The following is a 23,159-nucleotide window of genomic DNA, read 5'->3' on the forward strand; positions in this document are numbered from 1 at the left end:
CACTCTGTGGTGACATGGCTCACATGCGACGCGGCACGAATCTGCCGGAAGTGGGGAGCTACAACCGGGCCGTGGTCCTGGAGGCGATCCAGGCGTCCGACGGCATCAGCCGGGTGCAGATCGCCGCCCGCACCAGGCTGACCGCGCAGACCGTATCCGTGATCGTGCGCAGGCTGCTGGAGGACGGGCTCGTCGTGGAGGACGGGTCCGTGCCGTCACGCGGCGGCAAGCCGCGCACGATCCTGCGCGTGGACCCCGGCGCCGGGTACGCGGTCGGGGTGCACTTCGACCCCGAGGAGATCTCGTGCGTGCTGGCCGACCTGGCGGGGCGGCCGGTCGCGCGGCTGCACCTGCCCGTACGGCCGGGGCTCGAGCCCGAGTCGGTGGTCCGGCAGATGGCCAGGGCGGCGCGGCGGATCCTGCGGGAGGCCGGAGTGGCCGACGGCAAGGTGCTCGGCGTGGGCCTGGCCTGCCCGGGGCCGCTCGACCGGGACGGCGTGATGGTCTGCCCGCCCCGCCTGCCCGAGTGGGACCGGGTGCCGGTCAGGGCGCTGCTGCACGAGCACACGCGCTTCCCGGTGACCGTGGACAACGACGCCACCGCGGCGGCGATCGGGGAGCGGTGGGCGGGGATCGCCCGCACCACGCGCAGCTTCGCCTACCTCTACCTGGGGACGGGGATCGGCGGCGGGATGTTCCTGGACGACCAGGTGTACCGGGGGCGGTCGGAGAACGCGGGCGAGTTCGGGCACATCACGGTCGAACCCGACGGGCCCGAGTGCTACTGCGGCAACCGGGGATGCGTGGAGGCGGTGTGCTGCCCGAGCGCCATCGAGGCCGCCTTCGGGGGAGCGGTCCCGTATGCCGCCATCTGCGCGGCCGCCGCCTCCGGCGAGCCCGAGGCGCGGCAGGTCATCGAACGCGTGGCAGGGCGGCTGGCCGACGCCGCCGTGAGCGTGGTGAACATGCTGGACATCGACCTGCTCGTGCTCGGCGGGCCCGCGCTCAGGGAGGCCGGGGAGATCTACCGCGAGGTGATCGCGCGGGCCGTGTCGAGCAGGCCGCTGGCCAGGCGGTTGCACGCCGTGCGCGTGGAGACCTCGCCGATCGCGGCCGACGCCGCCGCGATCGGCGCGGCCTCCCTGGTCTTCCACCGTACGTACGCCCCCCGCCTGGGTGACTAGGCGCGCCTCAGCCTCAGGGTGACCAGCTCGAACGGGCGCAGCGACACCGACAGCGCCCCCTCGCCGGTCGGGCGTTCCAGCAGGTCGGTGGCCACGACCTCCGCGACGGGGAAGCCTGGCGTGAGCGTGGCGCGGGCCCGGCCGCCCCTGGACTCGTGGAAGCGTACGATCACGTCGCCGCTCCCGTCGTCGGCCAGTTTGACGGCGGTCACCACCACCGCGTCGTCGTCCACCGTGATCAACGGCTCCACCTCCGCCGCCGCGGCACCGGTCACGGGGCGGTCGGGCAGGTTGACGAAGTAGCCCTCGCGCACCGCGTCGCCGATCGTCGCGCCCGGCACGAGCGCGTGGCGGAAGCGGTGCGCCCCCTGGTCGGTCTCCGGGTCGGGGAAGCGCGGGGCACGCAGCAGGGAGACGCGCAGCGTCGTGGTGGTGCCCGAGTCGCCGACGGTACGGGTGACGTCGTGGCCGTAGGTCGAGTCGGTGACCAGCGCGACGCCCCAGCCGGGCTCCTCCACGTGCACGAAGCGGTGGTTGCACGCCTCGAACTTGGCGGCCTCCCAGCTCGTGTTGGTGTGGGTGGCGCGGAAGGTGTGGCCGTACTGGCTCTCGGAGGCGTACCGGTCGGCGCGCACGTCCAGCGGGAACGCCAGCTTGAGGAACTTCTCCGTCTCATGCCAGTCGACCTCGGTGAGGATGTCCAGCCGCCCGCCGTCGAGCGTGAGCACCTGCGTCACGGTGGACGACCCGAACGAGCGCCGGACGCGCACCCCGTCGCCGTCGAGGCTCACCTCGTCGGCTTCCGTGAGGTCGGTGACCGTGTTGCGGTAGAACTCGTCCACGTCCCAGGCGTCCCACTTGTTCGGGAAGTCGGGGTGGAGCTGGAGGAGGTTGGCCGCCTGCCCGGGGGCCACGGTCTCCCTGCCCGCGGCCAGGTCGTACGCGGAGACGACCAGGCCGCGGGCGTCGATCTCCACCCTGAGCAGGTCGTTCTCCAGCACGAAGCCGCCGCCGTCCCGGTCGCGCGATTCTGTCCACCGCACACCCGAGACGACCCTGGCGGCCCCTCCCGGGACGCCGTGGCGGGTGTGCGGGGCCCCGTTGAAGACCACCGTGCGATCGCCGTCGCCCGCCAGGGCGCGCTGGGCCGCGTCGATGATGCCGTTCAGCTCCTCCGCCACCCTCTCGTACGTCCTGCGCGCCTCCCGGTGCACCCAGGCGATCGAGGAGCCCGGCAGGATGTCGTGGAACTGGTGCAGCAGCACCGTCTTCCAGAGCCGGTCAAGCTGCTCGTACGGGTAGGGAGCACCCGTGCGCACGGCCGCGGTCGCCGCCCACAGCTCCGCCTCCCGCAGCAGGGACTCGCTGCGCCGGTTGCCCTGCTTGGTCTTGGCCTGACTGGTGAGCGTGGCGCGGTGCAGCTCCAGGTAGAGCTCGCCCACCCAGACCGGCGGGTTCGGGTATTCGGCCTCGGCCTTGGCGAAGAAGGCAGCGGGCGTCTCCCAGGTGACGGCCGGCGAGCCCTCCAGGTCGCGCACCCTGGCCGCCTTGGCGACCATCTCGCGCGTCGTGCCGCCGCCGCCGTCGCCCCAGCCCGTCGGCGCGAGCGAGTGCCGCGCGGCCCCCTTGTCCTTGAAGTTGCGCTCCGCGTGCGCCAGCTCACGGCCGCTCATCGAGCAGTTGTACGTGTCCACCGGCGGGAAGTGCGTGAAGATCCGCGTCCCGTCGAGCCCCTCCCACAGGAACGTGTGGTGCGGGAACGTGTTCGTCTGGCTCCACGAGATCTTCTGCGTGAGCAGCCGCTTCGACCCGGCCGCCCTGATGATCTGCGGCAGGCCCGCCGCGAACCCGAACGTGTCCGGCAGCCACACCTCCTCGTTGTCGATGCCGAACTCGTCGATGAAGAACCGCTTGCCGTGCACGAACTGCCTGGCCATCGCCTCCGAGCCGGGCATGTTCGTGTCAGACTCCACCCACATGCCGCCCGCGGGCACGAACCGGCCCGTGGCCACCGCCTTGACCACCCTCGCCCACACCTCGGGCCGGTGCTCCTTGATCCACGCCCACTGCTGCGCCTGCGACATCGCGAACACGAAGTCCGGCTCGTCCTCCAGCAGCGCGGTCATGTTCGAGGCGGTGCGGGCCACCTTGCGCACGGTCTCGCGCAGCGGCCAGAGCCAGGCCGAGTCGATGTGGGCGTGGCCGACCGCGCTGATCCGGTGCGCCGACGGCACCGCCGGGGACGACAGCACGCCGGTCAGCTCCGCCCTGGCGGCGGCCGCCGTACCGTTGACATCCTGGAGATCGACGGCGTCCAGCGCCCGCTCCACGGCCCGCAGCAGTTCCCAGCGGCGGGTGCCGTCGGCGGGCAGCTCCGCCATCAGCTCGCCCAGCACCTCCAGGTCCATCACGAGCTGCCACACGGTCTCGTCGAAGACGGCCAGGTCCATGCGGCCCAGCCGGTACAGCGGGGCGGTGCCCGCCGTCTCCTTGTCACCCAGGTGCGTCGGCCGGAAGGGCGGGACGCCGAGGATGACCGGGTTGGAGGCGGCCTCGACGTGCAGGCGCACCCGCTCGCCGCCCTCGGCCGGGGAGCCGATCCGTACCCACTGGTTGAGGGGGTTGAGGCCCTTCACCGGGGAGCCGTCAGGGCGGTAGACGAGGCCCTCGCACTGGAAACCCGGCATGTTCTCGTCGAAGCCCAGATCGAGCAGGGCCTCGACGGTCCTGCCCGCCCACTCGGCCGGCACGGTGCCCGTGACCGTGAACCAGCTCGTGCCCCACGGCGTACCCCATGCGGCGCCCGGCGCGATCGGCTCGGGAGTCGCCGCCAGCCCCTCCTCGACCGGTACGGGCTCGCCCGGCGCATGCCAGACGGCCACGTCCAGCGGCACCGACTCGGGGTGGACGGCCGGGCGGATGCGCTCCTCGAGCACGCGCTTCAGGCGGGCCTCGACCAGATTACGGTCATCATGCATATCAGGGGGCTCCCCATGAAAAAGGTGATAAATCAGCCTTAAGCACGTTAAGCAACTTGATCGCGCTGGTCCACCTTCCGTCCCGGTGGTACACAGTCGTCATGGCAGAGATCGTCCTCTTGCACTCCGCGCAGGGCCTGCGCCCGGGGGTGGGCGTGGCGGCGGAGGTTCTGCGGTCGGGCGGGCACGTCGTGCGCACGCCCGACTACTACGACGGCGAGGTCTTCGCCGATATCGAGCCGGGTCTGCGCAAGCGTGACGCGCTCGGCTCTGACGAGCTCGACCGCCGCTTCCGCCGGATCGGGGCGGAGGTGACGGGCCCGACGGTGTTCGCCGGGTTCTCGCTGGGGGCGTACGGGGCGCAGCTGCTCGCCGCGACGCACCCGATGGCGAGGGGCGCGCTGCTCTTCCACGGAGGGGTGGCTCCCGAGGGCGAGTGGCCCGACGGCGTTCCCGTGCAGGTGCACTACGCCGAGCATGATCCGTGGGTGGACAAGGAGGAGATCGCCAGACTCGCAACAGTGGTGGGGGCGGGAATCGAGTGCTTCGTCTATCCGGGTGATCGGCATCTGTTCGCCGATCCCGGCCTGCCCGGCTACTCGGAAGAGTCGGCGGCGCTCATGTGGAAGCGGTCGCTCGCGTTTCTCAGCCGGACATAACGCGATTTCCGCAAATTGGGCCTCCCCTTTCTCTGGCGTTTTATTTACGATCACATCGACCAATCGAGATCGACGGAGGGATCGCGCATGACGATCGAGATCAAGAAGGTCGAAGAAGTCGAGACGACGGGCAACAGCAACAGCTGCTGACCGCCTTCGCGGCCTCCTGCGGAGGCCCCCATCCGCAGGAGGCCCACCTCTCGACCTGCCCTGGAGCCGCCTCCATGCCCAGGATTCAAGTGAATCCGGCTTTTCCCCTTTTCATCGACGAGGCACACGAGCGGGTACGGCTCGGCGATTTCCCGCCGACCGGTCAAATACTGGATCCCGCCCCGCCGCCACTGCGCCGCCTGATCCGGCTCTGCGCCGAGTCGCCCGTCGAGCAGAGCCAATTGCGCGCCCTCATCGACGGCGTCGATCCGGAGGACATCGACGCGGCGGTGGAGCAACTCCTGGCCGCGCGGATTCTCGTCACCGAGGACGAACTGGACCGGCTGACCGGTGAGGCCAGGCTGTCACGGTTCGGGCTCTGGCTGTCCATGTTCCACCCCGCGGAGCAGGCGGCCGCGGCGATCGCGGACCTGTCGCGCACACACGTCGCGGTGCTCGGCGCGGGCGCCATCGGCGGGCACGTCGCGCTCCAGCTCGCCACCTCGGGCGTGGGCCGGCTGACGATCCTGGACGACGACCGGGTGGAGCTCAGCAACCTGCACCGCCAGCACCTCTACACCGTGCGCGACCTCGGCGAGCCCAAGACGGTCGCCGCCGCGCGCACCCTCCTCGAGCACTGTCCGGACCTGGAGGTCAGGCAGATCGAGCGGCGCATCTCCGGGCCGGCGGACGTCGTCACCGACGCCGACCTCGTGGTGAACACCGTGGACACGCCGCAGCCGCACATCCGCCGCTGGGTCAACCGGGCCTGCGTCGAGGCGGGCACGCCGTTCGTCACCGGCGGCTTCAACCAGCACGTCGGCCTGCTCGGGCCGCTGGTCGTGCCCGGCAAGACCGGCTGCCTGGCCTGCCAGGAACGCGCGCTCGCCGAGCGCTACGGCGCCGCCACGTTGCCGGTCAGCGACAACCCGGGACGGACGATCCCGTCGTTCGGGCCCTTGTGCGGGATCGTGTCGGGGATGCTCGCCTCGGAGGTGATCCGCCACCTGACCGGGACCGGCGTGCCCGCGATCGAGGGCAGGAGCGTCTGGCTGGACCTGCTCACCCTCACCACCACCGCCCGTGACTTCGACCGGGCGGACGACTGCGAGGTCTGCGGGTGAGGACCGATCTGTCGTTCCTCACCGTCGTCGCCGACGGTCCGGACGACTACGTGATCGGCAACGGCGAGACGTTCGTCAACGTGCCGGGGGTGGCGGCGGCCGTGATCGCGGCACTCGACGGCAGCAGGACGGCCGATGAGGCCCGCGCCCGGGTGCTGGCCGAGCACGGCGTGGACGTGGACGTGGCCGAGTTCGTCACCGGGCTCGAAGGGGCGGGCCTGCTCAGCCGGCCGAGTCGCCCGCCGAACCTCTGGGACCGGATCCGCCCCGGCCACGTGGCCTGGCTCTTCTCCTGGCCCGCCCACGCCGTGCTGGCCCTGCTGACCGTGGCCGCGGTGGCCGCCGCCGTCGCCAGGCCGGAGATCCTGCCCGGCCTCTCGTCGCTGGTGTGGTCCGACAGCCTCACGTTCACGGTGGCCTTCGCGGCCGGCTCGTGGATCCTCGTGCTGGCGCACGAGCTCGGCCACGTCGCCGCCGCGAGGTCCCTGAACGTGCGGGCGGAGCTGTCGCTCGGCACCCGGCTGCAGTTCCTGGTCGTGCAGACCAGGATCACCGGCATCTGGGGCGTGCCCAGGAGGGCACGCTACCGTGCGTACCTGGCGGGCATGCGGGTCGACTGGTTCCTCGTCTGCGCGGGGGCGTGTGTCCTGTACGTCGCCGACCTCGCCGTCGTGCGGCTGGTCATGGTCATCTGCCTGTCGCAGATCGCCTGGCAGTTCCTGTTCTTCATGCGTACCGACGTCTACTACGCCTTCGCCAATGCCAGCGGGAACAAGAACCTGATGGCGGACGCGCAGGCGTACCTGCGTGCCGTGCTCGCGGGCAGGGCGCGGCAGGCCCGCCGCAGCGTCCGCGTGTACGCGTGGTTCCTGGTGGTGGGGCGGGTGCTCGGGCTGGGGTTCTTCGCCCTCTACACGGTGCCGATCACCGTCGCGGTGGTGCGGCGGTCGGTCGCGGAGCTGCCCGGCTGGCAGCCCGTCGCCGCGCTCGGCCTGGTGGCCGCCGGGTGGGTGCTCTACCTGGCTCTGCTCGGCCGCCGCCTGATCGCCTCGGCGCGGAGCCGAGCATTCCGGCCCGCCTGACCGGCCTTTCCGGGAATGGTGAAGAGACCGCTTCGGCGATGTTTAGGACGGCGACGAGGTGACCGTCGACCGCTGCGCCGTGCACGGCGTGGTCAATGTCTTCTCCATGCACGGCGGCGCGCTGCGCCATCGCCAGCCCCGATCCGGTGGCCGGCAACGTCTTCGCCTTCAACGGGCGTTCGCCGAGCGGGATCACCGACGGCGGCGGCAATCAAGGTCCCTACGCCCCCAATCCGGACCTCACCTGCTTCCAGCACGGTCGGCCGCCTGCGTGCAGGCCGTACCTCGGTTGGGACCCCTTCCCTCGAAGGATTCCAGCCGAAGTGCGGTGGCGGATTCCCGACAAGTCGGGAAGTTGCCACACCTGCCTCATAGACACCGCCCTATCCGGATGACTAGGAATGCGGTATTCGTGCTTACCAATTTTCTGGAGGTCGTCCATGGGGCGATGGGGGGCTGCGGCCGTCTCCATGGTCATGGTCGCATCGGTGCTGGCGGCTCCCGGCGCGCACGCGGCCACCGTACCGCCCGGGTCGTTCACCAACGCCCCGGCGAGCGGCGAGATCACGCTGATCACCGGTGACCAGGTGCAGGTGCGTGCCGTGGACGGCGAGCACCACGCGGTGACCGTCACCCCGGCGCAGCGGGCGGACGGGTCCGTTCCGACGTTCCAGGTGCTGGAGTCGGACGGCGGCGTGACCGTCATTCCCGACGACGTCGCGGCCCTGGTACCCGAGCGGCTCGACACCGCGCTGTTCAACGTGACCGAATTAGCCGAGCAGGGCTTCGGCACCGCGATCCCGCTCATCCTCACGTACACGGGCAACACCACGAAGGCCGCCATCCCCGCCGCGAAGCAGGTCCGGACGCTGGAGAGCATCGGCGGCGCGGCCGTCCAGGTGGACAAGCGGGACGCGGCGCAGTTCGGAGCGGAGCTGGCCAAGCTGGAGTCCGCCCCGAACCTGCGCGCCGCCGGGCCGCTGGCGGGCGTGGCGAAGATCTGGCTCGACCGCAAGGTGAAGCCGGCGCTGGAGCAGAGCGTGCCGCAGATCGGCGCGCCCGAGGCGTGGGCCGCCGGGTACGACGGCACCGGCACGACCGTGGCGGTCCTCGACACCGGCGTGGACGCCACCCACCCGGACCTGGCGGGCAAGGTCGCCGACCAGCGCGACTTCACCGGCCAGAACGTCACGGGCGACCCCCAGGGACACGGCACCCACGTGGCCAGCACCATCGCGGGCACGGGAGCCGACGGCATCGGCAAGGGCGTCGCCCCCGGCGCGCGGCTGCTCAACGGCCGCGTGCTCGACGCCGACGGCTACGGCCAGCTGTCCTGGATCATCGACGGCATGGAGTGGGCGGCCGGCGAGAAGCACGCCGAGATCGTCAACATGAGCCTCGGCAGCCGCGAGCCGGGCGGCCCGCTCACCGCGGCCGCGACGCAGCTCAGCAAGCAGTACGGCACGCTGTTCGTGGTGGCGGCCGGCAACGACGGCTGCGACCAGTGCGTGGGCGCGCCGGGCGACGCGCCCGAGGCGCTGACCGTCGGCGCGGTGGACAAGCAGGACAAGCTGGCGCCGTTCTCCAGCCGGGGCCCGATCACCGCCGACCTGGCCGTCAAGCCTGACATCACCGCCCCCGGCGTGGACATCACCGCCGCCAGGACGGGCGGCGGCAGCCTCACGCTCTCCGGCACCTCGATGGCGACCCCGCACGTGGCGGGCGCGGCGGCGCTGCTGCGGCAGGCCCGCCCGGGGATCGCCGGCAACGAGCTGAAGTCGCTGCTCATGGCCGCCGCCAAGCCGGGCCAGGACATCGACGTGGACGCCCAGGGCGCGGGCCGCGTCGACGTGGCCGCCGCGCTCAAGGACACGGTCGTGGCCTCGACCGGCTCGGCCGGCTTCGGCAAGCTGACCACCGGCGAGCAGAAGAGCCTCACCGTCGGTTACCACAACCTCGGCCAGGCCCCCGCCGAGCTGAGCCTGTCGACCGGCGACGCGTTCACCGTCGAGCCGTCGAAGCTCACGGTGCCCGCCGGAGGGACGGCCGAGGTGAAGGTCACCGCCAAGGCGGACCAGGCCGGGCTGCTGCGCCAGGAACTGACGGCTGCCGTCACCGGCGGCGCCACGGTACGCACACTGCTGACGGGCAGCGTCGACGAGAAGCGGGTCGAGCTACGCGTACGTGGCATCGCCAGGGACGGCCGCACCGCCCGCGGCGGCTTCACCGTGCTCAACCTCGACGAAGGCACCCTGGTCGGCCGCCTGCTCCCCGGCGACCCGTCCCAGCCCTGCACCGATCAGAAGTACGGCAGCGGCACCTGCCTGCTCGTCAAGCCCGGCACCTACTCCGTGCTCGGCCACATCTTCACCATGCCCGCCACGCAGGACAGCACCACCTCCGGCAAGCCGCTCAACGAGAGCCTGGTCGGCGACCCGGAAATGGAGATCACCGGGAACACCGAGGTCGTGCTGGACGCCCGCAAGGCCGTGGAGGTCAAGGTCGAGACGCCCGACCACACGACCAAGCGGAACACCGGGGCCGCCGCCGCCCTCATGTGGTACCGCTCGAGCAAGACCGACACCGCGCTGCGCGGCGGCACCACGATCTCGCCCGGCGGGCAGATCGAGGAGCGGCTGTTCGTCCAGCCGACCAGGAAGGTCACCAAGGGCACGTTCATCGTCGCCACCCGCTGGCGGCTGACCGCCCCCGAGATCACCCTGTCCACGCCCGGCCTGGACCTCGACCCGCAGTACGTCGACCCCATCCAGTTCAGCGACTTCGCCACCGAGTACCCGCGCCTGGACGGAACCCGGCTCCTCATGGCCGTGGACGTGGGCCGGGGCAGCGCCGAGGAGATCAAGGCCCGCGACCTGCGCGGCAAGCTCGCCGTCATCCGGCGCACCGACGGGGTGCCCGTCTCCACGCAGGCGAATGCGGCCGCGGCGGCGGGGGCGAAGATGATCGCCGTCTACAGTGACCAGCCGGGCGCCGACGTCACGACCGGCGGCAACAAGGTCAAGCTCGCCGTCCCGACCGTGCGCCTGACGCACGAGGAAGGGCTGAAGCTGGTGGAGCGGCTGCGCCGCCTGCCGGTGCCGGTCCTGGCCAAGGGCATCGTCGCCAGCCCGTACGTCTACGACCTGTACCTGCGCGAGAAGGGCCGGGTACGCGACTCGCTCACGTACACGGTGCGGTCGAAGTCGCTGGCCAGGATCGAGACCGGCTACCACAGCCAACTGTCCGACGACGTGATGATGAACGAGGCCAGGTTCGTCTTCGAGCCGTGGGACACCTCATCCATCTCCACGAACCTCCCCCTGGCCAAGACGCCGCGCATCCGCACCGACTACGTCACCCCCGACCCCGAGCTGAAGTGGAGTTCGTCGGCGGGCAGCCCGGAGCGGCCCTACAACAACATGTGGCCGCACCCCGACACGCCGCGCATCCTGATGTCGTCGCCGGAGTTCCGCCCCTACGAGGTGGGGGAGCGGGTCAGCCGGACGCTGTTCAAGCAGCCGCTGATGCCCGGCATCAACCCGCGCAACCCGCTGCGCCGGGACGGCGACCGGATGCGCATCTCGATGCAGGGCTTCGTGGACGCCGACCGCAACTACGGTGACGGGTACACCAGCATGTTCGAGCACGGCCTGAAGTCCGACTTCCGGCTCTACCAGGGCGACAAGCTGCTGCTGCAGACGAACTACCTGCCCTCGGGGTCGGGCATGCTCCCGCCGGAGCGGGCCACGTACCGGATCGAGTACGACCTCGCCAACGAGGCCGAGTGGGCGAAGCTGTCAACGCGTACGAAAGCGGTGTGGACGTTCGGCTCCGAGCACACCACGGAGACGACGGTGGTCCCCCTGCTGCTGGCCTCGTTCGACGCGCCCGTGGACCTGAAGAACCAGGCCAGGTCGCACCGGCTCGGCCTGTCGCTCTACCAGCAGGAGGGCGCGGCGCAGAGCGCGGTCAAGGACGTCTCGCTGGAGGTGTCGTACGACGACGGCGCCACCTGGACGAAGACCCGCCTGCGTGCCAAGGGTGAGCGGTCCTACGAGACCACGCTCGGCCGCTCGACATCCGGGTTCGTCTCGCTGCGGCTGAACGCCTCCGACGTCAACGGCAGCACCCTGTCGCAGGAGGTGATCCGCGCCTACGCGGTGCGCTGAACGCCGTGCATGAGGGTGTCGAGCACCCTAGTGGCCGGCGCGTCAGGATCTGAAGCTGGGGGAGAGCCGTGCGCGGCCTCCCCCAGCTTTCTACTGCGGCTGGTGCACGCGGACGACGGCCATGTCCTCCTGGCGGACGGGCTCGCGGCAGTGCGCGCACACCATGACCGGCTCCAGCGTCTCGCCGCAGCTGTGCCGCCACACCGTCGGCGGCTCGCCCGGCGTGACGTAGCGGTCGCCCCAGTCCATGAGCGACAGCAGCACCGTGTGCAGCGCCTGGCCGGCCTCGGTCAGCACGTACTCGTAGCGTGGCGGGTGCTCCTCGTACAGCTCGCGCTCCAGCAGCCCGAGCTCCTCCAGCTTGCGCAGGCGGGCGGTGAGGATGTCGCGGCTGGCGCCGGTGTTGCGGGCGATCTGGTCGAAGCGGCGCACGCCCAGGAAGATCTCCCGCATGGCCAGCAGGCTCCACCGCTCGCCGACGACCGCCAGCGCGTTGGCGATCGAGCATTCCCTGGGCATCGTCACCTCCGAAAGCCTCCGAACTTCCGACAGCGTCCGGAATTCCAACTTATCTGCTGCCGGGGATCGCCGCGAGCAGCTCGCGGGTGTAGTCCTCCGCCGGGTGGTCGAAGATGTCCCCGGAGGTGCCGCTCTCCACGATCCGGCCGTCGCGCATGACGTGCACCTCGTGCGAGATCATCCGCACCACGGCCAGGTCGTGGCTGATGAACAGGTAGCTGAGTCCCAGCTCCCGCTGCAGTTCGGCGAGCAGCTCCAGGATCTGTGCCTGCACCAGCACGTCCAGTGCGGAGACGGCCTCGTCCAGCACCACCAGGTCGGGCGAGAGGGCCAGCGCCCTGGCGATGGCCACCCGCTGGCGCTGGCCGCCGGACAGCTCGTGCGGCAGCCGCTCGGCCATGGACGCGGGCAGCGCCACCTTCTCCAGCAGCTCGGCCGCGGCCTTCTTGCGCTCCGCCGCGCCGCCGACGCGGTGCACGCGCAGCGGCTCGGCGATCGACTTCCCGACCGGGTAGCGGGGGTCGAGCGAGGCGTACGGGTTCTGGAAGACGGGCTGCACCCGCCGGCGGAACGCGAACAGCTCCCGCCTGCCGAGCCCCGCCAGGTCCGTGCCGTCGAAGCGGATGCTGCCGGAGGTGGCCTCGTCGAGGCCGAGCAGCAGGTTCGCGGTGGTCGACTTGCCCGAGCCCGACTCGCCCACGATCGACACGGTACGGCCCCGCGGGATGCGGAAGGAGACCGCGTCCACGGCGGTCAGCTCCTCGCCGGTGCCCCTGATCGGGAACACCTTGCGCAGCCCCTCCACGACCACCAGGTCCGCGGCCTCCCGTGGTGGTTCTGCGACCCGTACCGACGACAGGCTCGGCACGGCCTTGAGCAGCCGCCTGGTGTAGTCGTGCTCCGGCTCGGCCAGGACCTCGGCCGCCCGCCCGGTCTCCACGATCCGGCCGTCGTGCATGACGGCCACCACGTCGGCCCGCTCCGCCGCCAGCGCCAGGTCGTGCGTGATCAGCAGGACGGCCGTGCCCATCTCGGCGGTGAGCTGCTCCAGCTGGTCGAGGATGCGCCGCTGCACGGTCACGTCCAGCGCGGAGGTGGGCTCGTCGGCGATGAGCAGCTTCGGCCGGCAGGCCAGCCCCATCGCGATCAGCGCGCGCTGCCGCATGCCGCCCGAGAACTCGTGCGGGTACTGCCCGATCCGCCGCGCCGGGTCGGGGATGCCGACGAGGTCGAGCAGCTCGAGCACGCGTTCCCCGGCCGCCTTGCCGGTGGCGACGCCGTGCACCTCGAGCGCCTCGGCGATCTGGTCGCCGATGCGCATGAGCGGGTTGAGGTTCGACATGGGGTCCTGCGGGACCAGGCCGATGCCGGCGCCGCGGATCGCGGTCATCTCGCGCTCGCTCGCCCGGGCCAGGTCGCGGCCGTCGAACAGCACCTGGCCGCCGGTGATGCGGCCGTTGTCAGGCAGCAGCCGGTTGACCGCCGCCGCCGTGGTGGTCTTGCCGGAGCCGGACTCGCCGACCACCGCGACGGTCTGGCCGGGCAGGATCTCCATCGAGACGTCCTTGACGACCGTGACGTCCTGCTTGCGGGTGCGGAAGGCGACCGAGAGGTCACGGATCTCCAGGAGGGGCGTCATGCTGTCCTCGATCGTTGCGTGGTGGCCTGGAGGAGGTCGTCCCAGAGGGCGTCGGTGGGGGTGGGCTCGCCCTGGACGAGCAGGCGGTTGCTCGCCAGGGCCAGCGCGATGTCGCGGCCGGGGACGAAGCCGACCGCGCAGCCCACGTAGCCGGGGTGGCCGAGCACGGTCACGGTCTCGTCCCACAGCCTCAGCTCGTACGTACGGAACCCCAGGGCCTGCCCGGCATCCGGTCCGGTGGCGAAGAACTCCCGGACCACCTCGGGCCGCCACAGCCGGTCGTGCTCCTCGTACCGGGACATAGCCAGGCCGTACGCGAGCAGGTCCGGCACGGTCGAGAAGAGCCCGGCGTGCCCGGACACCCCGCCGAAGGCGTGAAAGGCATTGCCGTCGGCGACCTCGCCGAGCACGGGCCCGCGCCGCCAGCCCGCGAAGTCGGAGCTGCGGTACGGGACGGGGTACGGCCGGCCGGTGTCGAGCATGGTCATCTCGACCCGGTCGTCCAGGGCGCTCATGGCCACCTCCGGGCCCGCGGGGCGGGCGTACGTGGTGGACGTGAGGCCGAGCGGCCCGGTGACCAGCTCGGCCACCGCCTGGTCCAGGCTGAGCCCGGTGACGGCCGCGACGATCCGGCCGAGCATGACGAAGCCCAGGTCGGAGTAGTGGCGTGCGCGTCCGGGCCGGTAGCGCGGCGGTGGCGGGTCCGCCTGGATGTAGAGCGGCCACCACTCCCACAGCCCGCCCCGGTGCAGGAGCAGGTCCCGCACCGTGATCGCCTCGTACGAGCGCGACACGTACGTGTTCAACGGCGCGTCCAGGTCCACGAGCCGGTCGGACACCAGCCGGATGAGCGCCGTCGTGGTCGCGACGACCTTCGTGACCGAGGCGAGGTCGTGAAAGGTCTCCAGGGTCATCGGCGCATCGCCGGCGCGCTCGCCGCCCTCCCAGCGCACGGTCCGGTGGCCGGTGCACTCGGTCAGGTCGAACCACGGCGTCCGCGCGGCCATGACCACCCCGGCGGGCGCGTTCATCGCGTGAGCACCAGCGAGCGCGGCGGCTCGGCCACCGGCGCGGGCAGCACGAGCGGGCCCGCGCCCGGCGTCAGCGTGCCGAGGATGCGGGCGGCCCGGGCGCCCGTCCCGCCCGGCACGGTGCCCGGCAGCCCATGCGCGGTCAGCCAGCCGATCAGCGCGAACGCGATGGCCTCCTTGTCGTCGGAGGGAGCTCCGTAGTCGTCGGACGGCGCCACGTCCACGCCGGGCAGCGCCGCCCGCAGCCCGTCCATGATCACGGGGTTGCGGCAGCCGCCGCCCGAGACGACCAGCGCGCCCACCCCGGCGGCCCGCACGTCCCCGGCGACCGTGCGCACGGTCAGCTCGGTGAGCGTGGCGACCAGGTCGGCGTCCGCGATCTCGCGTCCCGCCCTGCCCAGGGCTCCGTCCACGTACCCGAGGTGGAACAGCTCCTTGCCGGTGCTCTTCGGCGCGGCCAGCCCGTAGTACGGCTCGTCCAGCAGCACCTCCAGCAGCCGCTCGTCCACCCGTCCCGAGGCCGCGATCCGGCCGTCCTCGTCGAAGCCGCGCTCGTTCAGCCCCCGGCTCGTCACCACCGCGTCGATCAGCGCGTTCGCGGGCCCGATGTCGTAGGCGTACAGCTCGCCGCCGCCGACCACGGTCATGTTCGCGATGCCGCCCAGGTTGAGCGCCGCCGCGCCGCCCTGGTGCGCGCCGAGCAGCAGCCCGTCCAGCACCGACACCAGCGGCGCCCCGTGCCCGCCGGCCGTGATGTCCCTGATGCGCACATCCGACAGCACGGGGACGCCGGTCCGCTCGGCGATCCACGCGGGCTGCCCGATCTGCAGCGTGCCGAGCGCGTGCGTGCCCTCCACCCAGTGGTAGACGGTCTGCCCGTGCGAGACGATCAGGTCCACGGGCCCGCCCAGCGCGACGGCCGAGGCCGCGGCGTCGGCGAAGCTCTGCCCGATGAGCGTGTCGAGCACGCACACCTCGGCCAGCGTCGTCCGCGCCGGCGGCAGCGCCGCGATCAGCCGGGCCCGCAGCTCAGCCGGGTACGGCGTGCTCGCCGTGTGGCCGACGCGGCCTTCAAGCAGGCCGCCGACGAGACGGAAGTCCACCACGGCCACGTCGATCCCGTCGTGCGACGTGCCGGAGATCATCCCCAGAACTCTCATGTCAACTCCCCGAAAGCCGTCCCCCGTAGCCTGCCCGTCCGCGCCTGAGCCACCAGAGTGAGATTCACCGTTTGCCTCGGTTCCGGGGGTCGAGAGTGTCACGCAGGCCGTCGCCGAGCAGGTTCAGGCCCACGACCAGCAGGACGACGACCGCGCCCGGCGCGATCAGCGTCCACGGGGCGATGCGGACCAGGCTGCGCGCCTCGAAGATCATCGAGCCGAGCGACGGCGCGGGCGGCGGCGTGCCCAGGCCGAGGAAGCTCAGCGACGCCTCGGTCAGCACCGCCCAGGACAGCGACAGCGCGATCTGGATGACGACGATCGAGGTGATGTTCGGCAGGACGTGCCGGAGCATGATCTGCCAGCGGCTCATGCCGGTCGAGACGGCCGCCCTGACGTACTCGATCTCCCTGAGCGACAGCACCGGGCCCCGGGTGACGCGGATGAAGATGGGCACGTACACGATGGCGATGGCCACGGCGATCGTGAACCAGTTGCGGTCCAGCACCGACGCCAGCGACAGCGCCAGCAGCAGCGGCGGGAACGCGAACAGCACGTTCGTCACCCCGCCGATCGCCCCGTCGGCGAAGCCGCGGTAGAAGCCGGACACGAGCCCGCCCAGCGTGCCCACCACGGTCGCGAACGCCACCGCGACGACCGCGATGAGGGCCGAGTTGCCCACCCCGGCCGCCACCCGCGAGAAGACGTCCCGGCCGAACTGGTCAGTGCCGAACAGGTGCGCGCCCGAGGGCGCCATGAAGCGCGACGGCGGGTGCTGCGCGATCGGGTCGTACGGCAGCAGCCCGGTGTACGACAGCGCCGCCACGACGGCCAGCAGCACGAGGATCGCCGCTCCCGCCGGCAGGGCCGGACTTCGCCTCACGACGCCCTCACCCGCGGGTCGATGATCCGGTAGAGCACGTCCGTCAGCAGGTTCACCAGCACGAACGCCAGCGCGATCACCAACACCGTGCTCTGCACCACCGCGTACTCCTTCTGCTGGATGCCCAGCAGCACCTGCCTGCCGATGCCCGGCACGGAGAAGATCTGCTCCACCACGACCGCGCCGCCCAGCAGGTAGCCGAACTGCAGGCCGGTCATGGTCACGATCGGCACGAGCGCGTTGCCGAGCACGTGCTTGACCTGCAGCCGCCGCTCCGGCACGCCCTTGGCGCGGGCGGTGCGGACGAAGTCGTTCGAGCGGACCTCCAGCACCGCCGTGCGGGTGGTGCGCAGGATCGGCGCCGCGATGCCGAAGCCCAGCACCAGCGCGGGCAGGAGCATCTGCTCCAGGTTGAGCAGCGGGTCCTCGAAGAGCGTGGCGAAGCCCTGCCCGTTGGGGTTGAAGCCGAACGACGCCGCGAAGACCGACAGCAGCGTGGTGGCCAGCAGGAACGCCGGGACCGACAGCCCCGCCAGGCTCACCAGCTGGCCGAGCGCGTCCCTGGGTGAATTCGTCCTGGAGGCCGCCAGCATGCCGAGCGGCACCCCGATCAGCAGCGCCAGCACGATCGAGAGCACCGCCAGCTCGACCGTCACCGGCAGCGAGTGCAGGGTCAGGTCGAGCACGCTCTGCTGCTGGCGGGCCGAGTAGCCGAGGTTCCCCGTGACCATGTTGCCGAGCCACGAGAAGAACTGCGTGAACAGCGGCTGGTCGAGCCCGTAGTACTGCTCCAGGGCCTGCCGCTGGGCGGGGGTGAGCGCCGCGGCCTCGGTGCCGAGCCCTGCCGTGATCTGGCTGCCGGGGATCGCCCTGAGCATGACGAACACGAGCACGGCCACCCCGAACAGGGTCCCCACCGTGCTGATGACGCGGTTGCGCGTACGCCTCATCAGCTGACGGAGGTGGTCCGCAGGAACTGCAGCGAGCCGCTGGCCATCGGCACGAACCCCTGCACACCTGCCGTCGTGGCGGTGTAGGTGTAGCCGGAGAACAGCCAGATCCAGGGGGCGTTCTCCTCCAGCTTGGCCGAGACCTGGTCGTAGATCGCCTTGCGCGCGGCCTGTTCGGTGGTGGCCTTGCCGTCGGCGAAGAGCTTGTCCAGCTCGGGCGAGCTGTAGCCGGCGACCTTGTTCAGGTTGCCCTTGCTGGTGAAGTAGCGGCCGTAGGAGCCGTCGGGGTCGGGACGTCCGCCGTTGAGCGCGACCGCGGCGTCGAAGTCGGCGGCCACCCAGCGGTCCACGAACGCGCCTGACTCCAGCACCTCCAGATCCAGGTTGATCTTGGCCTCGGCGAGCTGGGCCTTGAGGTTCTGGGCCTCGTTGACCGAGGTCGCGTACTCGCCCTGGGAGACGATCGTCTTGACGGTCACCCCGCCGGACTTGCCCGCCTTGCCGAGATACTCGGCCGCCTTGGCCAGGTCACGGGCCGGGCAGGGGCGCTTGTTCGGGTCCGACTTGAACAGCGGGGCGGTGATCGGCCCGGTCACCTCGCCCTCGCCCAGCGCGGCGGTGTCGAGCACCTGCTTGCGGTCGATCGCGCACTGGATCGCCAGCCGCACGTTGACGTCCTTGAGGTCGCCGTGCTGCGCGTTGAGCTGCAGCACGTGGTAGTTGAGCTGCGGCGTCTTGGCCACGGTGATCGTGCCGCCGCCCTGCGCGGTCTGCGCGACGAGCGGGTCGTTGAAGACCGCCAGCTGCACGTTGCCCGACTGCATGGCCGACACGATGGACGACTCGTCGGGGATGACCCGGAACTCGACCGCCGGCGCCTTCGGCTTCTCGCCCCAGTACGCGTCGTTCTTGGCGAGCGTGATCGACTGGCTCGCCACGCGGTTCTTGAGCTTGAACGGGCCCGTGCCGTTCGGGGTCGTGTTGAGCTTGTCCTCGGTGTCGTCGGAGGAGAGCATCGCCATGTTGACCGTGGCCAGGTTGGCGGGCAGCGCGGCGTCGGGGCCGGTCAGCTCCAGCACCACGGTGCCCGCGTCGGGGGCCTCGACCGACTTCACCGACGACAGCGACGCCCGGGCCACGGCCGCCGTCTTCTCGTCCATGATCTTGTCCAGGGACGACTTGACGTCCTTGGAGTCGAACGCGCTGCCGTCGGCGAACGTGACGCCCTGCCGGAGCTTGAGTGTGAGCTTCTTGCCGTCGTCCGAGGCCTGCCACGACTCGGCCAGTCCGGGCACCACGTTCAGGTCCTTGTCGAACTCGGTGAGCGTCCCGTACAGGTTCTGCAGCACGTTCACGGCCTGGAACTGGGTGGCCTTCCAGGGGAAGAGCGTGTCCGGGTCGGAGGTCACGCCGACCACGAGGGTCTTGCCGGAGGCGCCGCCGCCGGTGCTCGGGGCCGGACCGGAGGATGAGGAGCAACTGGTGAGGGCGATGGACAGCACGGCGGCGACGCCGGCTGCGGAGAGGGCGCCACGGGGCATGTGGTCTCCTCGGGGGTGTGGGTCATAAAATTACGCAGACCTTACCACCGAGGTACTTTCTTTTCCTTTGCGGGGATGGGCGGGGATGGCCGAGGACGACGGCACCATACTGATCCGCATCCGGGCCGCCATGCCCGCGCTGCGGCCGTCGGAGCGGCGGATCGCGGAGGAGTTCGTCGGCGACCCCGCCGGCGCGGCCAACCTGTCCATCGCCGAGCTGGCCGCCCGCTGCGCGACCTCGACGACCTCGGTGGTGCGCTTCTACCAGCGCATGGGGTACGCCCACTACAAGGACCTCAGGATCGACCTGGCCAGGGCCGTGGCGCGCGAGGAGCTGACCACGTCGAGCCTGCCGGAGGCGTCCGGCGACATCGACCGCGACGACAGCCTGGAGGGCATCGTCTCCAAGGTGGCGATGAACGAGACGCTGTCCATCGCCGACACGGCCCGCGCACTGGACATGGAGGCGCTCGCCGCCGCCGTCTCGCTGCTGCTGGGCGCGCGCAGGATCGACAGCTTCGGCGTGGGCGCGAGCTCTCTCGTGGGGCTCGACCTGCAGCAGAAGCTGTCGCGCATCGGCCGTACCGCCATCAACTGGCACGACTCCCACTCGGCCTGGACGTCGGCGGCCACGCTCGACTCCGCCTGCGTGGCCGTGGCCGTCTCGCACACCGGCGCCACCGTGGACAGCGTCGAGTTCCTGTCGATCGCCCGCAAGTCCGGCGCCGCCACCGTGGCGATCACAAACTTCCGCGACTCGCCGCTGGCCCGCGCGGCCGACGTGGTGCTCACGACGGCCGCCAGGGAGACGAAGTTCCGCTCGGGCGCGCTGGGCAGCCGCATCGCGCAGCTCATGGTGGTCGACTGCCTGTTCACGGGGGTCGCGCAGGCGTCCTACGACGAGTCGATGGCGGCGCTGCGCAACACGTACGCGGTCGTGCACGAACGCGTCGTCCACAAACGCGGGTAGAGGTTCACAGGCGGGATTCACCTGGGGTTCACGGGCTGTCTCTACCTTGTGAGCCCATGAGCTGGAGGTAACGGGCCAACACGACGCTGGAGGGTTGGCATTGCATCTGCTCCGCGAACATGGGCATGCATAGCTTTTTGTAGTCGAATATACTCGGAGCGTGAAGCTTTCGGAGTGGGCGCGCCAGCAGGGCGTGAGCTATCAGACCGCCTGGCGGTGGGTGGAGGCCGGCAAGATGCCGGTCCCGGTCCGCCAGGCGCCCTCCGGCACGTGGATCGTGGAAGAAACCCCGGCTTCCCCGGGGCCGGGTGGTCGCCTACTGCCGGGTCTCTTCCGGTGACCAGAACGGCGACCTGGACCGGCAGGCCGTTCGCGTGGTGCAGGGTGCGAACGCGGCCGGTCTGGCGGTAGGCGAGATCGTCAAAGAGATCGGGTCAGGGCTGAGCAGCCGACGCCGCAAGCTGCACCGTATCCTCGCCGACCCGTCCGCGGCCGTGATCGTGCTCGAGCACCGTGACCGGCTGGCCCACTTCGGCGTCGAGCACCTGCAAGCGGCTCTGGCCGCGACAGGCCGCCGCCTGGTCGTCCTCAACTCCGATGAGAGCACCGATGACCTTGTACGCGACGTGACCGAGGTGCTCACTTGTCTGTGTGCCCGCCTGTACGGGCGCCGTTCGGCCAGACGCCGTGCCGAACTGGCCGTGTCCGCCGCGACCGGCGGGACGGCCCAGTGAAGAAGTTCAAGCCGCGGCCTGGTTGTGTGGTGCAGGCATACCGGTTCGCCCTGGATCCGAACGCCGGCCAACAGCGGGCGCTGCGCTCCCATTGCGGTGCCGCGCGTGCTGCATTCAACTGGGCGGTGTCCTGGGTGAGCGCCGCTTGGTGGCAACGTCAGGCCGAGCAGACCTACGGCGTTCCCCCAGCTGAGTTGACGCCGTGGCGACCCTGGTCGCTTCCCGCGCTACGCAAGGCGTTCAACAAGGTCAAGCACACCGACCCGCGTTTTGCGTCGTGGTGGCGGGACAACTCCAAAGAGGCATACAACACCGGCCTGGCCAATGCGGCGGCGGCGTTCGACAACTACGCCACGTCGAAGAACGGCAAGCGCAAGGGCGCGCGCATGGGGATGCCCCGTCGCAAGTCGAAGCGCAAGGCCCGGCTCGCCTGCCGGTTCACCACCGGTACGGTCCGCATCGAGCCGGACGGCAAGCACGTCACGCTGCCCCGGCTAGGCACGATCCGCACCCACGAGCCCACCGGCAAGCTGCTCGCCCGTCTGCAGGCCGGGACGGCGCGCGTCCTGTCGGCGACCGTCCGGCACGAGAGGGGCCACTGGTTCTCTCCTTCCAGGTCGAAGCCGAACGTCAGGCACAGGCTCCGGCCCGACCCGGCCTGACGGTGGGCGTTGATCTCGGCGTCACGCATCTGGCGGTCACCGCCGATACCGCGGGCGAGGTCCGATACGAGCCGAACCCGAAGCATCTGGACGAGGCGTTGGAGCTGCTCAGGCGGCTGTCGCGGCGGGTCTCCCGCCGGCAGGGCCCTGATCGGCGTACCGGCCGCCGGCCGTCGAGGCGGTGGGAGAGAGCCAACGCTGAGCGTAACCGGGTACAGCATCGGGTGGCCAACCTGCGCGCCGACGCGTTGCACAAATTCACCACCCGCCTTGCCGGCGACTACGGCACGGTCGTGGTCGAGGACCTCAACGTGGCCGGGATGCTGAAGAACCGGCGGCTGGCGCGGCGGGTCGCCGATGCCGGGTTTGGGGAGATCCGCCGCCAGCTCACCTACAAAACCGTCTGGCACGGTGGCCGGATCGTCGTGGCCGATCGCTGGCATCCTTCTTCCAAGACCTGTTCGGACTGCGGCGCGGTGAAAGCCAAGCTGCCGCTGCACGTCCGCACCTTCGACTGCGACGAGTGCCCTTGGTGATGGATCGGGACGAGAACGCAGCGCGCAACCTCGCCGCTGTGGCGGCGCACTGCACGACTGGTACCGGAGTGGCCGGAGACCAGGACACCAGCGCGGTGTTGAAGCCTCGTGGAGCCGACCAGAAGACCCGCGCCACCCGGCCTGGCCGCACGGCCGGGCCGGGGCGGGCAGGTGGCGCAATCCCCGCCCAGCGTGGGAAGGAAACGAGAGACCGTCGTCAAGCCGAAGCGCTCATGCTTTGGTGATGTCACGGACCTTCCCGCTCGAAAGGGCGGGATTGCTGCTGTCCAACTACGGAATCAGTAACGGCCTGACGGGATACACGTTCGCGCTTCGCGGCGGGCTGCGGAAGGAGCCGCTGAAGCCCGCCGCCGCGCGGGCCCGCACCGTGCCGGTGGTGGACCCGGGAACGTCGATCACCGTGGGCTTTCCGCTCCCGGGCGCGGTCCTGATCACGGCCCGCGCCCGGTTCACGGCCGACGGCCGCCCGCATGACTTCCGCGTCAGGGCAGGCGGCCCACGTGGGCGAGGGCCTGCTTCACCAGCACGCCGTGCCCGCCCGACATCTCCTGCTGCACCGACGGCGACACGGCGTCCTCAGGCGTGAACCACTCCAGGTCAAGGGCGTCCTGCCGGGGCCGGCAGTCACCCGCCACCGGCACGATGTAGGCCAGGGAGACCGCGTGCTGGCGCGGATCGTGGTACGGGGTCACCCCCGGAGTGGGGAAGTACTCGGCCACGGTGAACGGCTGCGGCGAGGCGGGGATGCGCGGAAGCGCCACGGGCCCGAGATCCTTCTCAAGGTGGCGCAGGAGCGCGTCGCGGATGCGCTCGTGGTGGAGCACCCGCCCCGAGACCAGCGCCCGGCTGACCGTGCCGTCCGACAAGATGCGCAGCAGCAGGCCGACGCGGGTGACCACGCCGGTGTCGTCGACCCGCACCGGCACGGCGTCGACGTAGAGGATCGGCAGCTGTCCCCGCACCGATTCGAGTTCTTCCGGCGAGAGCCACCCAGGCGTGGTTTCGGTCTTTTCGGTCATCTGCCGATCGTACGTCCCCGGGGCCCGCGCCCCGGTACCTGACCGCAGCCGGTCGATTGACCGGGCACCGATGATTTCCGGCCGGCATCGGTGTCTGAAGCACTGGCGACAGGCCACAGACGCCGCGGCGACGCGAGCGCTGCGACCC

The 23,159-nt window shown here is 71.0% G+C and carries 18 protein-coding genes and 1 pseudogene; 9 read left to right on the forward strand and 10 right to left on the reverse strand.

All coding sequences use genetic code 11. The features are described from left to right. Nucleotides 1-14 precede the first annotated feature (14 nt). Nucleotides 15-1,184 (forward strand): ROK family transcriptional regulator, encoded by a 1,170-nt coding sequence (locus tag ABD830_RS30625; RefSeq protein WP_344994894.1) that lies wholly within the window; start codon nt 15-17, stop codon nt 1,182-1,184. Here ABD830_RS30625 and ABD830_RS30630 read toward each other — a convergent pair. Continuing rightward, nucleotides 1,181-4,162, reverse strand: a complete 2,982-nt coding sequence (locus tag ABD830_RS30630; RefSeq protein WP_344994897.1) for an alpha-mannosidase — start codon at nt 4,160-4,162, stop codon at nt 1,181-1,183. The genes ABD830_RS30625 and ABD830_RS30630 overlap by 4 nt on opposite strands. Nucleotides 4,163-4,263: 101 nt before the next feature. Between ABD830_RS30630 and ABD830_RS30635 the strand changes: the two genes are divergently transcribed. Further along, a complete protein-coding gene (locus ABD830_RS30635; protein WP_344994900.1) occupies nt 4,264-4,821 on the forward strand; it encodes a dienelactone hydrolase family protein in 558 nt (185 codons plus the stop codon). A gap of 50 nt (nt 4,822-4,871) precedes the next feature. Here ABD830_RS30635 and ABD830_RS30640 read toward each other — a convergent pair whose 3' ends face one another. Next, the gene (locus ABD830_RS30640) at nt 4,872-5,213 is read right to left on the reverse strand and encodes a hypothetical protein (RefSeq protein WP_344994902.1); all 342 of its coding nucleotides are present in this window, start codon (nt 5,211-5,213) and stop codon (nt 4,872-4,874) included. Between ABD830_RS30640 and ABD830_RS30645 the strand changes: the two genes are divergently transcribed. The 3 genes from ABD830_RS30645 to ABD830_RS30655 all read left to right on the forward strand — a co-directional run bounded on the left by ABD830_RS30645 (nt 5,214) and on the right by ABD830_RS30655 (nt 11,346). Next, nucleotides 5,214-6,095: a HesA/MoeB/ThiF family protein gene (locus ABD830_RS30645; protein WP_344994904.1), complete on the forward strand. Its 882-nt coding sequence runs from the start codon at nt 5,214-5,216 to the stop codon at nt 6,093-6,095. Then, on the forward strand, nt 6,092-7,177 hold the full coding sequence (locus ABD830_RS30650; protein WP_344994907.1) for a PqqD family protein: 1,086 nt from the start codon (nt 6,092-6,094) through the stop codon (nt 7,175-7,177). The genes ABD830_RS30645 and ABD830_RS30650 overlap by 4 nt, the downstream gene beginning before the upstream one ends. Nucleotides 7,178-7,617: 440 nt before the next feature. Next, nucleotides 7,618-11,346 carry a S8 family peptidase gene (locus tag ABD830_RS30655; protein WP_344994910.1) on the forward strand — a complete coding sequence of 1,243 codons (3,729 nt, stop codon included), beginning with the start codon at nt 7,618-7,620 and terminating at the stop codon, nt 11,344-11,346. Between the two features lie 90 nt (nt 11,347-11,436). On the opposite strand, the gene ABD830_RS30660 is transcribed toward ABD830_RS30655, so the two are convergent. From ABD830_RS30660 to ABD830_RS30690, 7 genes are all read right to left on the reverse strand, one after another. Further along, nucleotides 11,437-11,865 (reverse strand): winged helix-turn-helix transcriptional regulator, encoded by a 429-nt coding sequence (locus ABD830_RS30660; RefSeq protein WP_344996024.1) that lies wholly within the window; start codon nt 11,863-11,865, stop codon nt 11,437-11,439. A gap of 49 nt (nt 11,866-11,914) precedes the next feature. Continuing rightward, a complete protein-coding gene (locus ABD830_RS30665) occupies nt 11,915-13,504 on the reverse strand; it encodes an ABC transporter ATP-binding protein (protein ID WP_344994913.1) in 1,590 nt (529 codons plus the stop codon). Continuing rightward, on the reverse strand, nt 13,501-14,535 hold the full coding sequence (locus ABD830_RS30670; RefSeq protein WP_344994916.1) for a serine hydrolase domain-containing protein: 1,035 nt from the start codon (nt 14,533-14,535) through the stop codon (nt 13,501-13,503). Before ABD830_RS30670 ends, ABD830_RS30665 begins: the two co-directional genes overlap by 4 nt. After that, nucleotides 14,532-15,695, reverse strand: coding sequence for an anhydro-N-acetylmuramic acid kinase (locus ABD830_RS30675; protein WP_344994919.1), 1,164 nt, complete (start codon nt 15,693-15,695; stop codon nt 14,532-14,534). The genes ABD830_RS30670 and ABD830_RS30675 overlap by 4 nt, the downstream gene beginning before the upstream one ends. A gap of 64 nt (nt 15,696-15,759) precedes the next feature. Next, nucleotides 15,760-16,578, reverse strand: a complete 819-nt coding sequence (locus ABD830_RS30680; RefSeq protein WP_344994922.1) for an ABC transporter permease — start codon at nt 16,576-16,578, stop codon at nt 15,760-15,762. Further along, nucleotides 16,575-17,528 carry an ABC transporter permease gene (locus tag ABD830_RS30685; protein ID WP_344994925.1) on the reverse strand — a complete coding sequence of 318 codons (954 nt, stop codon included), beginning with the start codon at nt 17,526-17,528 and terminating at the stop codon, nt 16,575-16,577. Before ABD830_RS30685 ends, ABD830_RS30680 begins: the two co-directional genes overlap by 4 nt. Beyond that, nucleotides 17,528-19,069 carry an ABC transporter substrate-binding protein gene (locus ABD830_RS30690; RefSeq protein ID WP_344994927.1) on the reverse strand — a complete coding sequence of 514 codons (1,542 nt, stop codon included), beginning with the start codon at nt 19,067-19,069 and terminating at the stop codon, nt 17,528-17,530. The genes ABD830_RS30685 and ABD830_RS30690 overlap by 1 nt, the downstream gene beginning before the upstream one ends. An 85-nt stretch (nt 19,070-19,154) precedes the next feature. On the opposite strand from ABD830_RS30690, the gene ABD830_RS30695 reads away from it, so the two are divergent. The 4 genes and pseudogenes from ABD830_RS30695 (at nt 19,155) to ABD830_RS30710 (ending at nt 21,971) form a co-directional block, all read left to right on the forward strand. Next, entirely contained in the window at nt 19,155-20,039 is an 885-nt protein-coding gene (locus ABD830_RS30695) for a MurR/RpiR family transcriptional regulator (protein ID WP_344994929.1), read from the forward strand. 160 nt (nt 20,040-20,199) lie between these two features. Then, nucleotides 20,200-20,773 (forward strand): annotated as a pseudogene (locus tag ABD830_RS30700) (IS607 family transposase). Then, entirely contained in the window at nt 20,770-21,435 is a 666-nt protein-coding gene (locus ABD830_RS30705) for a helix-turn-helix domain-containing protein (protein ID WP_344994932.1), read from the forward strand. Before ABD830_RS30700 ends, ABD830_RS30705 begins: the two are co-directional and overlap by 4 nt. Then, nucleotides 21,432-21,971, forward strand: coding sequence for an RNA-guided endonuclease TnpB family protein (locus tag ABD830_RS30710; RefSeq protein WP_344996026.1), 540 nt, complete (start codon nt 21,432-21,434; stop codon nt 21,969-21,971). The genes ABD830_RS30705 and ABD830_RS30710 overlap by 4 nt, the downstream gene beginning before the upstream one ends. Nucleotides 21,972-22,474: 503 nt before the next feature. Here the strand turns inward: ABD830_RS30710 and ABD830_RS30715 are convergent. Beyond that, the gene (locus tag ABD830_RS30715; RefSeq protein ID WP_344994934.1) at nt 22,475-23,011 is read right to left on the reverse strand and encodes an NUDIX hydrolase family protein; all 537 of its coding nucleotides are present in this window, start codon (nt 23,009-23,011) and stop codon (nt 22,475-22,477) included. Nucleotides 23,012-23,159: the final 148 nt, after the last annotated feature.

It is taken from the genome of Nonomuraea helvata (assembly GCF_039535785.1).
Lineage (GTDB): Bacteria > Actinomycetota > Actinomycetes > Streptosporangiales > Streptosporangiaceae > Nonomuraea > Nonomuraea helvata.